Origin of the sequence: Pseudomonas sp. CFBP 13602 (assembly GCF_014842725.1) — a bacterium.
Taxonomy (GTDB): domain Bacteria; phylum Pseudomonadota; class Gammaproteobacteria; order Pseudomonadales; family Pseudomonadaceae; genus Aquipseudomonas; species Aquipseudomonas baltica.
Window position 1 is genome coordinate 143354 of the sequence record NZ_JACYVT010000002.1, and the last position, 12436, is coordinate 155789.

Genomic DNA, 12436 nt, shown 5'->3' on the forward strand with positions numbered 1-12436 from the left:
TCGATGTCCAAGAACGGTCCGTTGGCCCTGTCGTTTCATGCCTTGGTGGTGGTGTTCATGCTGGCCCCGCTGGTGGTGGTGTGCCTGGTGGCGTTCACCCCGGAGAACACCCTCACCCTGCCCACCTCCGGGTTTTCCCTGCGCTGGTTCCGCGCCGTGTTCGAGCGCGCCGATTTCATCGATGCGTTCTATAACAGCCTGATCCTGGCCGTGGTGGCTGCAACCCTGGCGACCCTGATCGCCGTGCCGGCGGCGCTGGCGATCACCCGCTATCACTTTCCGGGACGCGACTTTCTCAATGCGCTGTTTCTGTCGCCGATCATCATTCCGCACCTGGTGTTGGGCGTGGCGATGCTGCGCCTGTTCGCGCTGATGGGGGTCAATGGCAGCTTCGTCTGGCTGATGCTGGCCCATGTGGTGGTGATCACGCCTTATGTGCTGCGTCTGGTGATCGCCGCCGCCATCGGTATCGACCGCAGTGCCGAGCAGGCGGCGGAATCGCTGGGCGCCAGCCGTTTCACCCTGTTTCGTCAGATCACTCTGCCGATGATCCTGCCGGGGGTGGCCGGGGGCTGGCTGCTGGCGTTCATCAACAGCTTTGACGAGGTGACCCTGTCGATCTTCGTTACATCGCCCGCCACCCAGACCCTGCCCGTGCGCATGTACGTGTACGCCACCGAGTCCATCGACCCGATGATGGCGGCGGTGTCGGCACTGGTGATCGCCTTGACCGCGGCGACCATGATTCTGCTCGACCGGGTGTATGGCCTGGACCGCGTACTGGTAGGGAAAAACTGATGGCTTTGTTCAAGCGGCTGGCCGAACTCGATCGCGCGTCGGTACCCTTCACCCTCGACGGACAAGCGGTCACCGGTCTGGTCGGGGATACCCTGCTGGTCGCAGTACTGACCTGCGCCGAGGACCTGCGCGGCAGCGACTTCAGTGCCCAGGCCCGTGCCGGTTTCTGCCTGATGGGCGCCTGCCAGGATTGCTGGGTGCGCTTGGGCGACGGCCGCCGCGTGCGCGCCTGTGCCACGCCATTGGCAGCCGGCATGCAGGTCGACCGCGAACCGGGGCGGCGCTCGTGAACGCGGTGGTGATCGTCGGCGCCGGACCGGCCGGCATCCGTGCCGCGCAGACCCTGGCCGCCCATGGCCTGCGCCCGTGCCTGGTGGACGAAGCCTTGCAGGGCGGCGGCCAGGTCTATCGCCGAGCACCAGGCAACTTTCAACGTCCTGCCAGCCAGCTCTATGGCTTCGAAGCGCGCAAGGCAGGTGCGGTGCATCAGGCGCTGGACGCGCTGCGCGGGCAGATCGACTACCGGCCCGACACATTGGTGTGGAACGCCGAGGATGGCTACCTGCACACGCTCAACCAGCAGCGCGTCGGCACCGTCAAGTATGACTGCCTGTTGATCGCCACCGGCGCTACCGACCGCATCCTGCCGGTGCCGGGTTGGACCTTGCCCGGTGCCTACAGCCTCGGCGCTGCGCAGATTGCCTTGAAGGCCCAGGGGTGTGCCATTGGCGAGCAGGTGGTGTTCGCCGGCAGTGGGCCGTTGCTGTATCTGGTGGCTTATCAGTACGCCAAGGCCGGCGCGCGGGTGCTGGCGGTACTGGACAGCTCGCCGTTCGCTGCTCAGGTCGCAGCCCTGCCCCGGCTGCTGCGTCAGCCCTTGACCCTGGCCAAGGGCTTGTATTATCGGGGCTGGTTGACCGCCCACGGGATCGCCGTGCATCAGGGCGCGCATCTGGTCAGGGTCGACGGCGAGCGCAGGGTCGAAGCCGTCACCTGGCAGCAAGGTGGCAAACGACACACCCTGGCCTGTGACGGGTTGGCCTTCGCTCACGCGCTGCGCAGCGAAACGCAACTGGCCGACCTGCTCGGTTGCGCGTTTGCCTGGAGCGCGCTCAACCGGGCCTGGCTGCCGAGCCGCGACCCGGCCGGGCGCAGCAGCGTGCCGGGGGTCTACCTGGCCGGTGATGGCGCTGGGATCATGGGCGCCGATGCGGCGGAAATGGCGGGTGAGCGCGCCGCCCTGGCCCTGCTCGAAGACCTGGGCGTGGCCATCGACGCCAGGCGTGGCGCGCACCTGCAAAGGCAACTGGCGCGCATCCAGGGGTTTCGTGCCGGCCTGGAAGACGCATTCCCGTTCCCCGAGGACTGGGCTCGCCAGGCGCCCGATGAACTGATGCTGTGCCGATGCGAGGAAGTCAGCGTCGGCGAGGTACGCGGGGTGGTCGCCCAGGGCCATACCGATATCAACCGAGTCAAAGCCCATTGCCGGGTCGGCATGGGCAGGTGCCAGGGGCGCATGTGTGGCAGCGCCACCGCGGAAATCATTGCCCAAGCCGCCGCGTGCTCGCCGCAGGACGTCGGCCGCCTGCGCGCGCAGGCGCCCATCAAGCCGCTGCCCTTCGGTGTGGAGGTGCAGCCTTGAGCCAGGTCTGCGAAACCGATGTGATCATCGTCGGCGGCGGAATTGTCGGTGCTTCGGCAGCCTTGATGCTGGCGCTGCGCGGTCAGCGGGTGGTATTGCTGGAGCGCGACTTCTGCGGCTCGCGGTCCAGCGGCGTGAACTACGGTGGCGTGCGCCGTCAGGGCCGTTCGCTGGTGCAATTGCCGCTGTCGCAGCGCGCCCATGAACTGTGGAGCGACCTGCCCGGACTGATCGGCATCGACGGCGAGTACGTGCGTTCCGGTCATCTCAAGCTGGCCCGCAGTGACGCCGACATGGCCCGTCTGCAAGCCTGGGCCGACGCCGCCGCGGATTTCGATCTGGGTGTGGAGCTGCTCGATCGTGGTCAGTTGCGCCAGCGTTTTGCCTGGGTGGGCGACGTGGCCGTGGGTGCGTCGCTGTGCAGCGCCGATGGGCATGCCAACCCACGCCTGGTCTCGCCCGCCTTCGCGGCAGCGGCCAGGCGTGCCGGTGCACGGATCGTCGAGCAGGTGCAGCCGTTGGCCTTCGACCATGACGGCCAGGCGTTCGTGCTGGCCTGCAGCAACGGCGAACGGCTGCGCGCGCCCTGGCTGCTCAACTGTGCCGGGGCTTGGGCGAACCACATCGCCGAACAGTTCGGCGAGCAGGTACCGATGACCAGTGGCCACCCGGCAATGCTGGTGACCGAACCGCTGCCTGTGGTCATGGACGTCAGCACCGGGGTCGAGGGCGGTGGCATCTACGCGCGCCAGGTGGCACGGGGCAATTGCGTGCTCGGCGGCGGGCAGGGTTTCGCCGTGGACACGGTGCGGGCACGCCCCGGTCAACTGGCCACCCTGGATATCCTGCGCAACGCCGTCGAGTTGTACCCGTTCCTGCACGGCGCGCAGGCGATCCGTACCTGGAGCGGGACCGAAGGCTACCTGCCCGACCGCGAGCCGGTGATCGGCCACAGCCTGGCGCAGGCGGGCCTCATCCATGCATTCGGCTTTGCCGGAGCCGGTTTCCAGATCGGCCCGGCAGTCGGTGAAGCCTTGTCGCAACTGATCGTCGAGGGCAGCAGTCGAGCGCCGATCGACGCGTTTTCCATCCAACGCTTTTCTCCCCTTGAACTGCATAAAGGAAGGTCGCTTTCATGAAGCCAGTCAAACCTACGGTTCACGCACTCTCCCTCGCTGCACTGCTTGCAGCCACCGGCGCCCAGGCCGGGCCCACGCTCTACCTGGGCATGAACGGCGGCACCATGGAACGCCTGTACGCCGACAAGGTGCTGCCGGCGTTCGAGGAGGCCAATGATGTGAAGGTGGTTATCGTTCCGGGCACTTCTTCGGACATTCTCGCCAAGGTCCAGGCGAGCAAGGACAACCCGCAGATCCATGTGATGTTTCTCGACGACGGCATCATGTACCGCGCCATCTCCATGGGCCTGTGCGACACCCTGCAGGACAGCGACGGCCTGGCGGCCATCCCGGCCAAGGCGCGGATCAAGGATCAGGCCGCTGCGGTCAGCCTGGGGGTGACTGGGCTGGCCTACAACACGCGCCTGTTCAAGAAGAATGGCTGGGCCGCCCCCACCTCGTGGATGGACATGGCCGACAGCCGTTTCAAGGACAAACTGGTGTTCCAGTCACTCGCCTCCTCGACCTTCGGCCTGCATGGTTTCTTGATGTTCAACCGCTTGCAGGGTGGCAGCGACACCGATGTCGAACCGGGGTTCATGGCATGGCCCAAGACGGTAGGCCCGAATGTGCTGGAGTACATTGCCAGTTCGGCGAAGATCTCCGAGATGGTGCAGACCGACGAGGCCGCGTTGTTTCCGCTCACACCGACTCAGGTGACCGCCTTGAAACTGCGCGGTGTACCGGTTGAGTACGCGCAACCCAAGGAGGGCGCGGTGGTGCTCAACGTGGCGGAGTGCGTGATCGCCAAGAACGACCAGCCCGAGCTGGCCCAGAAGCTGGCGGCCTACCTGCTGAGCCCCGAGGCCCAGGCACCGGCACTGGAGGAAGGCGATCAGATACCGTCCAACCCCAATACCCCAACAACCGACAAGACCCGTGGGCAGGTGCAGGCGATGGAGAAATACCTGGAAACGGCAGTGGCCATCGACTGGGATCAGGTCAACCAGCTGCGCCCTACCTGGAACGCCCGCTGGAGCCGCTCGATCGAGCGCTAGGCCACGCACCGAGTCGCCCGTTTCGCGGCCGATGACCGCTCCTACGCAAAATCCGTAGGAGCGGTCCGTGGCCGCGAAAAGCGTGACGCGGTCCAACTGGTACACCCCAGTGCCCGGTCCGCGGCCGATGACCGCTCCTACGCAAAATCCGTAGGAGCGGTCCGTGGCCGCGAAAGGCGCGACGCGGTCCAACTGGTACACCGCAGTGCCCGGTTCGCGGCCGATGACCGCTCCTACGGGGAATGTTGCTGTATCAGTCCGCCAGGCGCCAGGTGGTGCCGCCCTTGCCGTCTTCCAGCACAACGCCCAGCGCGGTGAGCTGGTCGCGGATGCGGTCGGATTCGGCCCAGTCCTTGCCGGCCCGCGCCGCCAGACGTGCGGCGATGAGCGCGTCCACGTGCGCCGCATCCACGCGTCCGGCAGCGCCGGCCTGGAGGAATTCGTCGGAATCGAGCTGCAATACCCCGAGCAGGTCGCCCAGTTCGCGCAAACGACCGGCCAAGCCCGCAGCTGCGTCGACATCACTGTCACGCAAACGGTTGATCTCGCGCACCAGATCGAACAACACGGCGCAGGCCTCCGGTGTGCCGAAGTCATCGTTCATGGCATTGGCAAAGCGCTCGACGAACAGCTCGCCCCCCGCTGCCGCCACTTTCGGCAAGCCCTTGAGCGCATGGTAGAACCGCTCCAGCGCGCCCTTGGCTTCCTTCAGGCTGTCTTCGGAGTAGTTGATCGAACTGCGGTAATGGCTGGAAACCAGCAGGTAGCGCACTACCTCGGGCTGATACTTCTCCAGCACATCGCGAATGGTGAAGAAGTTGTTCAGCGACTTGGACATCTTCTCGCCGTTGATGCGGATCATCCCGCAATGCAGCCAGGCGTTGGCGTACGGCTTGCCGGTGGCCGCCTCGCTCTGGGCGATCTCGTTCTCGTGGTGCGGGAATTCCAGGTCGTTGCCGCCACCATGAATATCGAAGGTGTCGCCCAGGCAGCAGGTCGACATCACCGAGCATTCGATGTGCCAGCCAGGACGGCCTGGGCCCCACGGTGACTCCCAACTAGGCTCGCCGGGCTTGACGCCCTTCCACAGGACGAAATCGAGGGGGTCCTGCTTGGCCTCTTCCACTTCGATGCGCGCCCCGATGCGCAGGTCTTCGATCTTCTTGCGCGACAGCTTGCCGTAGCCTTGGAACTTGCCGACCCGGTAGTACACGTCGCCGTTGCCCGGCGCATAGGCATAGCCCTTGTCGATCAAGGTCTGGATCATCGCCAGCATGCCCGGGATGTGCTCGGTGGCGCGCGGCTCCTGATCCGGCTTGAGGATGTTCAGGCGCGCCTCGTCCTCGTGCATCGCATCGATCATGCGCGCGGTCAGGGCATCGAAGCTTTCGCCGTTGTCCCGAGCACGGTTGATGATCTTGTCGTCGATGTCGGTGATGTTGCGCACGTAGGTCAGCTCATAGCCGCTGTAGCGCAGCCAGCGCGTGACCAGATCGAACGCGACCATGCTGCGACCGTGGCCCAGGTGGCAGTAGTCGTACACGGTCATGCCGCACACGTACATGCGCACCTTGTTGCCATCCAGCGGCTTGAAGACCTCTTTGCTCTTGCTCAGCGTGTTGTAGATGTTCAGCACAACGATTCCTCAACTTGGCCTGGCGAGGCTCAGCCCCACGAGTCACGCAGGGTGACGGTACGGTTGAACACCGGACGACCCGGTTGCGTGTCGACCAGGTCGGCGCAGAAATAGCCTTCGCGTTCGAACTGGAAACGATCCTCCGGCGCCGCGTTGGCCAGCGACGGTTCGGCGCGGCAGCCACGCAGTACCTGCAGGGAGTCGGGATTGATATTGTCGAGGAACGTCGCGCCGTCTTCGGCCTTCTCCGGGTTGGCCGAGCGGAACAGGCGATCGTACAGGCGCACTTCGCACTCGACGCTGGCCGCGGCCGGAACCCAGTGGATCACGCCCTTGACCTTGCGCCCTTCCGGATTCTTGCCCAGGGTGTCCGGGTCGTACGAGCAGCGCAGCTCGACGATGTTGCCGTCGGCATCCTTGATCGCTTCGTCGGCACGGATCACGTAGCTGCCACGCAGGCGCACTTCGCCGTTGGGCTCCAGGCGCTTGTAGCCCTTGGGCGGTTCTTCCATGAAGTCGCCGCGGTCGATGTACAGCTCGCGCTCGAACGGCAAGGCGCGCACGCCCATGTCTTCCTTGGGGTGGCGCGGCAGCTCGAGCTGCTCGACCTGGCCTTCCGGATAATTGGTGATCACCACCTTGAGCGGGCGCAGCACGCACATGGCGCGCGGTGCGTTGCGGTCGAGGTCGTCACGGATGCTGAATTCGAGCATCGACATGTCGACCACGCCGTCGGAACGGTTGGTGCCGATCATGTCGCAGAAGTTGCGGATCGACGCCGGGGTGTAGCCACGACGGCGGAAGCCCGAGAGCGTCGACATGCGCGGATCGTCCCAGCCCTGCACGTGCTGTTCGTCGACCAGCTGCTTGAGCTTGCGCTTGGAAGTCAGCGTGTAATTGAGGTTCAGGCGGCTGAACTCGTACTGACGCGGGTGCGCCGGCACCGACAGATGGTCGAGGAACCATTCGTACAGCGGCCGATGCCCTTCGAATTCCAGGGTGCAGATGGAGTGCGTGATGCCTTCGATGGCGTCGGACTGACCGTGGGTGAAGTCGTAGTTGGGGTAGATGCACCAGGCGTCGCCGGTCTGGTGGTGATGGGCGTGGCGGATGCGGTAGAGAATCGGGTCGCGCAGGTTCATGTTCGGCGAGGCCATGTCGATCCGCGCACGCAGCACGCGCTCGCCGTCCTTGAACTCGCCAGCCTTCATGCGCGCGAACAGGTCGAGGTTTTCCTCGACGCTGCGCTCGCGGAACGGGCTGTTGCGGCCAGGCTCGGTCAGGTTGCCGCGGTACTCGCGCGCCTGCTCGGGGGTCAGGTCGCAGACGTAGGCGTCGCCCTGCTTGATCAGCTCCACGGCCCAATCGTGCAGCTGGTCGAAGTATTGCGAGGCGTAACGCTCTTCACCGGCCCACTCGAAGCCCAGCCACTTGATGTCGCGCTTGATGGCGTCGATGTATTCCTGATCTTCCTTGGCCGGATTGGTGTCGTCGAAACGCAGGTTGCAGACACCGCCGAATTCCTGCGCCAGGCCGAAGTTCACGCAGATCGACTTGGCATGGCCGATGTGCAGATAACCGTTGGGCTCCGGCGGGAAGCGGGTGACGATCTGGCTGTGCTTGCCGGCGTCCAGGTCGGCCTGGACGATCGGGCGCAGGAAGTTGGCGGGCACGGCAGGGCCATTGCCTTTGGAGTTGGGAGCGTTGTCGGCGGTGGGCTTGCTCATTGGAATCCTTGAACGAACGATGCGGCGGCAGCCAGGGTAGGCCGACCAAATCAAAGCGCTTATCATAGCCGAAGCGGTCAACCGGCTGACAGGCCAGCCCCGACAAACTATCGGGTAAATCCTGCAGCGCGGCAAAAAACAGCCTTTGAATAGGCATCGTCGCCTGTAAACTGGGCGCCGTCGCTAGCGAATTTCCACAGAACATTCTCCACAGAACAGAGAGAGACCCATGTCCAAAGTCAAACTGACCACCAACCACGGCGTTATCGTCCTGCAACTGAACGCCGAAAAGGCCCCGCTGACCGTGGCCAACTTCCTCGAGTACGTGCAGGCCGGCCACTACGAAAACACCGTGTTCCACCGCGTGATCGGCAACTTCATGATCCAGGGCGGCGGTTTCGAGCCTGGCATGAAAGAGAAGAAGGACAAGCGCCCGAGCATCCAGAACGAAGCCGACAATGGCTTGCCGAACAAGAAGTACTCGGTGGCCATGGCCCGCACCATGGAGCCGCATTCGGCTTCGGCGCAGTTCTTCATCAACGTGGGCGACAACAGCTTCCTCAACCACACCGCGAAAACCACCCAGGGTTGGGGCTACGCGGTGTTCGGTGAAGTGGTCGAAGGCCAGGACGTGGTCGACAAGATCAAAGGCGTGTCCACCACCTCCAAGGCCGGTCACCAGGACGTACCCGCTGAAGACGTGATCATCGAGAAAGCCGAGATCGCTGAGTGATACTGCTGATCTCCGATCTGCACTTGCAGGAAGAACGCCCGGACATTACCCGGGCGTTTCTGGATTTCCTCGGCGGGCGTGCGCGCTCAGCCGAGGCGCTGTACATTCTGGGCGACTTCTTCGAAGCCTGGATCGGCGACGACGCCATGACCCCTTTCCAATCGTCCATCTGCGCAGCGCTGCGTGCGCTCAGCGACGGTGGCACGAAGATTTTCCTGATGCACGGCAACCGTGATTTCCTGATCGGCTCGAGCTTCTGCAGGAAGGCCGGCTGCACCCTGCTGGCCGATCCGAGCCTGGTGCGCTTGAACGGCGAGCCGGTGCTGTTGATGCACGGCGACAGCCTGTGCACGCGCGACGAGGGCTACATGCGCCTGCGCCGCGTGCTGCGCAACCCGCTGACCCTGTTCGTCCTGCGCAACCTGCCGCTGGGCACGCGCCACAAGCTTGCCCGCAAGCTGCGCAGTGAAAGCCGGGCGCAGACCCAGATGAAAGCCCATGACATCGTCGATGTCACCCCTGAAGAGGTGCCGCGGGTGATGCGCCAACACGGTGTGGCCATCCTGATTCACGGGCATACCCATCGTCCGGCAGTGCATGAGCTGCAGATCGGTGATCTGCCGGCACAGCGTATCGTGCTGGGGGACTGGGATCGTCAAGGGTGGGTGCTGCAGGTGGATGACCGGGGCTTCAACCTGGCGCCGTTCGATTTCCCGGCGCCGGCGGTCTGATACACCGCACTGCCTGTTCGCGGCCACTGACCGCTCCTACAGGTAGATCGCGGTGCCTCCGTAGGAGCGGTCAGTGGCCGCGAACAGGCGCCACGGTTTTCAATGCCCACCACCGGCAGCCGGCCCGGCCTTGGCGGTGAACGGTGGCTTGGCCAGCCAGACCAACAGCACCAGCCCGGCGAAGATCCATCCCATCAGGGTGAAATAGTCCACCGTACTCAACATGTAGGCCTGGCTGTTGACCATCTGCTCCATCCGCGCATACGCCTGAGGCGTGTTGCCGCCCATTTGCTCCAGCGCATGGCGGGTCACCGGATCGTAGGTGCTGATGCTCTCGGTCAGGTAGGCATGATGCTGATCGGCGCGGCGAATCCAGATCCAGGTCGTCAACGATGCGGCGAAACTGCCCCCCAGCGTACGCAGGAACGTCGCCAGGCCCGACCCGTCGGCAATCTGCTGCGGTGGCAGGTCCGACAGCAGAATGCTCAAGGTGGGCATGAAGAACAGCGCCACGCCGGCGCCCATGAACAGCTGCACCAGTGCCACATGCTGGAAGTCCACCTGGCTGTTGAAACCGGCACGCATGAAGCAACTGGTACCGATAGCCACGAACGCGAGGCCCGCGAGCAGACGCAAATCGAACTTGTGTGCGTACTTGCCGACAAAGGGCGACATCAGCACCGGCAGGATACCGATAGGTGCCACCGCCAGGCCCGCCCAGGTGGCGGTGTAGCCCATCTGGGTCTGCAGCCACTGCGGCAGGATCAGGTTGATGCCGAAAAACCCGGCATAGCCGAACACCAACACCAAGGTACCGATGCGGAAGTTGCGGAACGCGAACAGTCGCAGGTTCACCACTGGATGCTCATCGGTCAGCTCCCAGATGACGAACGCCGTCAAGGCTACGGCCGATATGACCGAGCCGACGATGATGAACCCGGACTCGAACCAGTCCAGATCGTTGCCCTTGTCCAGCACCACCTGCAATGCACCGACGCCGATGATCAACGTGATCAGGCCGACATAGTCCATGGGCTGCCTGCTCAGGTGCACCGGCCGCTTGGCCATCTGCTGACGCACCACAGCACAGGCGAACAAGCCGATGGGAATATTGATGAAGAAGATCCACGGCCAGCTGTAGCTGTCGGTGATCCAGCCACCCAGGATCGGCCCGGCGATCGGCGCCACCACCGTTACCATCGCCAACAGCGCCAGGGCCATGCCGCGCTTGGCCGGTGGATACACGGCGATCAGCAGGGTTTGCGTCATCGGGTACAACGGCCCTGCCACCAGCCCCTGCACCACGCGAAAGCCGACCAGCTCGGGCATCGAGGTGGAAATACCGCACAGGAACGAGGCCAGCACGAACAGCATCGTGGCCCAGAGAAACAGCTTCACTTCACCGAAGCGTCGACTCAGCCAGCCGGTCAGTGGCAAGGCGATGGCGTTGCTCACCGCAAACGAAGTGATGACCCAGGTGCCCTGCTCGGAGCTGACCCCCAGGTTGCCGGAAATGGTCGGCAGAGCGACGTTGGCGATGGTGGTGTCGAGCACCTGCATGAAGGTCGCCAGCGACAGGCCGATGGTGCAGAGCAACAGGCTTGGCGGCGTGAACGAGGCTTTGGAATCCATGATCCACCCTTTGCAATGCGATGCCGCGCCCGCCCTTCAGGGCCCGGCGCAGGCGAATCAGCGCGTGGCCGTGGTACCGGGCGCTGCGCTGTTGTCGTGGATCAACTGGGCGATCATGGCGTCCGCCTCACCCAACTGCTTGTCGTAGACATTGGTGGTGAAGGACGCCTGCTGCGGGGGTTGCTGGGCCAATACCGGCCCGCTCTGGTCGTGCAGGTTCACATCGACCACCGTCGACAGGCCGATGCGCAGCGGGTGCTCGCGCAACTGCGCGGGGTTGATGTGCACCCGCACCGGCACCCGTTGCACGATCTTGATCCAGTTGCCCGTAGCGTTCTGCGCCGGCAGCAGGGCGAACGCACTGCCGGTACCGGCGCCCAGGCTGTCGATGGTGCCGCTGTACTTCACCTCGTCGCCGTACAGGTCACTGGTGATGTCCACCGGCTGGCCGATGCGCATGTGGCGCAGCTGGGTTTCCTTGAAGTTGGCGTCGATCCACAGCTGGTCGAGCGGGATCACCGCCATGGTCGCGGTGCCCGGCTCGATGCGCTGCCCCAATTGCACGGTGCGCTTGGCCACATAGCCGGTCACCGGGGCGATCAAGGTGGTGCGGGCATGGGCCAGATAGGCCTGGCGCAACTGCGCTGCCGCGGCACGTACGTCGGGATGATTGGACACCTGCGTGGCATCCACCAGCGCGGTCGAAGTTGCCAGTTGCTGCTGGGTGTTGCTCAAGGCGCTTTGCGCGGAAATCAGATCGTCATGGGCGTGGGACAGCTCTTCCTGCGAGATCGCCCCGTCGGACGCCAGGTTCTTGCGTCGGCCATAGTTGTCCTGCGCGCGTTGCACTTCTGCCTTGCGTGCAGCGACCTGGGCTTTCATGCCGTCAACGTTGCTGTACAAGCCACGCACCTGGCGTACCGCCTTGGCCAGGTTGGCCTGGGCGTTCTGCAGGTCGATCTGCGAATCGTTCGGGTCGAACTGCACCAGCGGCTGGCCCTCGTGGACCAGGTCGCCGTCGTCGGCGCCGATGCTGATCACCGTGCCCGTGGTCAACGGGGTGATTTCCACCACGTTGCCATTCACGTAGGCATCATCGGTGCTTTCGCTCCAGCGCCCGTACAGGGTGTACCAGGCCCAGACGCCCAGACCGCCGAGCACCACCAGGGCGAGCAGGATGAACAGCCAGAGCTTGCGCTTGCGACGGTTGCCCGGCGCCTTGTCGTCGGCCGACGGCGCTGCGGGCGGTTGCTGGGTGGCATTGGAATCAGTGGCAGTGGCATTGGCCATGGCAGTTCACCTGAAAGGGTTCGGTCGGTGTTGCATCGAGCAGGTCGGTCCGGGGTCTCACGGCGGCGGGT

11 protein-coding genes are annotated in these 12436 nt (G+C 64.5%); 7 read left to right on the forward strand and 4 right to left on the reverse strand.

Features of this window, described 5'->3' with window-relative positions:
* Window positions 1-3 precede the first annotated feature (3 nt).
* From IFU31_RS03775 to IFU31_RS03795, 5 genes are read left to right on the forward strand one after another with little or no spacing between them, the layout of a single operon-like run.
* Window positions 4-798 carry an ABC transporter permease gene (locus IFU31_RS03775; RefSeq protein ID WP_122476031.1) on the forward strand — a complete coding sequence of 265 codons (795 nt, stop codon included), beginning with the start codon at window positions 4-6 and terminating at the stop codon, window positions 796-798.
* The gene (locus IFU31_RS03780) at window positions 798-1088 is read left to right on the forward strand and encodes a (2Fe-2S)-binding protein (protein ID WP_192102330.1); all 291 of its coding nucleotides are present in this window, start codon (window positions 798-800) and stop codon (window positions 1086-1088) included. Before IFU31_RS03775 ends, IFU31_RS03780 begins: the two co-directional genes overlap by 1 nt.
* Window positions 1085-2440: an FAD-dependent oxidoreductase gene (locus tag IFU31_RS03785; RefSeq protein ID WP_192102331.1), complete on the forward strand. Its 1356-nt coding sequence runs from the start codon at window positions 1085-1087 to the stop codon at window positions 2438-2440. The genes IFU31_RS03780 and IFU31_RS03785 overlap by 4 nt, the downstream gene beginning before the upstream one ends.
* Window positions 2437-3579 carry an NAD(P)/FAD-dependent oxidoreductase gene (locus IFU31_RS03790; protein WP_192102332.1) on the forward strand — a complete coding sequence of 381 codons (1143 nt, stop codon included), beginning with the start codon at window positions 2437-2439 and terminating at the stop codon, window positions 3577-3579. The genes IFU31_RS03785 and IFU31_RS03790 overlap by 4 nt, the downstream gene beginning before the upstream one ends.
* Window positions 3576-4616: an ABC transporter substrate-binding protein gene (locus IFU31_RS03795; protein WP_192102333.1), complete on the forward strand. Its 1041-nt coding sequence runs from the start codon at window positions 3576-3578 to the stop codon at window positions 4614-4616. The genes IFU31_RS03790 and IFU31_RS03795 overlap by 4 nt, the downstream gene beginning before the upstream one ends.
* Window positions 4617-4869: 253 nt before the next feature.
* On the opposite strand, the gene cysS is transcribed toward IFU31_RS03795, so the two are convergent.
* Both cysS and IFU31_RS03805 read right to left on the reverse strand, forming a co-directional pair.
* Window positions 4870-6252 carry a cysteine--tRNA ligase gene (gene cysS / locus IFU31_RS03800; RefSeq protein ID WP_192102334.1) on the reverse strand — a complete coding sequence of 461 codons (1383 nt, stop codon included), beginning with the start codon at window positions 6250-6252 and terminating at the stop codon, window positions 4870-4872.
* Window positions 6253-6281: 29 nt separating this feature from the next.
* The gene (locus tag IFU31_RS03805) at window positions 6282-7979 is read right to left on the reverse strand and encodes a glutamine--tRNA ligase/YqeY domain fusion protein (protein WP_192102335.1); all 1698 of its coding nucleotides are present in this window, start codon (window positions 7977-7979) and stop codon (window positions 6282-6284) included.
* Between the two features lie 229 nt (window positions 7980-8208).
* On the opposite strand from IFU31_RS03805, the gene IFU31_RS03810 reads away from it, so the two are divergent.
* Together IFU31_RS03810 and lpxH are read left to right on the forward strand one after the other, a co-directional pair.
* Window positions 8209-8712 (forward strand): peptidylprolyl isomerase, encoded by a 504-nt coding sequence (locus IFU31_RS03810; protein WP_122476043.1) that lies wholly within the window; start codon window positions 8209-8211, stop codon window positions 8710-8712.
* Complete coding sequence (lpxH, locus tag IFU31_RS03815) at window positions 8709-9443, forward strand: UDP-2,3-diacylglucosamine diphosphatase (RefSeq protein ID WP_192102336.1); 735 nt, start codon at window positions 8709-8711, stop codon at window positions 9441-9443. Before IFU31_RS03810 ends, lpxH begins: the two co-directional genes overlap by 4 nt.
* A gap of 99 nt (window positions 9444-9542) precedes the next feature.
* On the opposite strand, the gene IFU31_RS03820 is transcribed toward lpxH, so the two are convergent.
* The gene (locus IFU31_RS03820; RefSeq protein WP_192102337.1) at window positions 9543-11075 is read right to left on the reverse strand and encodes a DHA2 family efflux MFS transporter permease subunit; all 1533 of its coding nucleotides are present in this window, start codon (window positions 11073-11075) and stop codon (window positions 9543-9545) included.
* Between the two features lie 57 nt (window positions 11076-11132).
* Window positions 11133-12365 (reverse strand): HlyD family secretion protein, encoded by a 1233-nt coding sequence (locus IFU31_RS03825; RefSeq protein ID WP_192102338.1) that lies wholly within the window; start codon window positions 12363-12365, stop codon window positions 11133-11135.
* Window positions 12366-12436 lie beyond the last annotated feature (71 nt).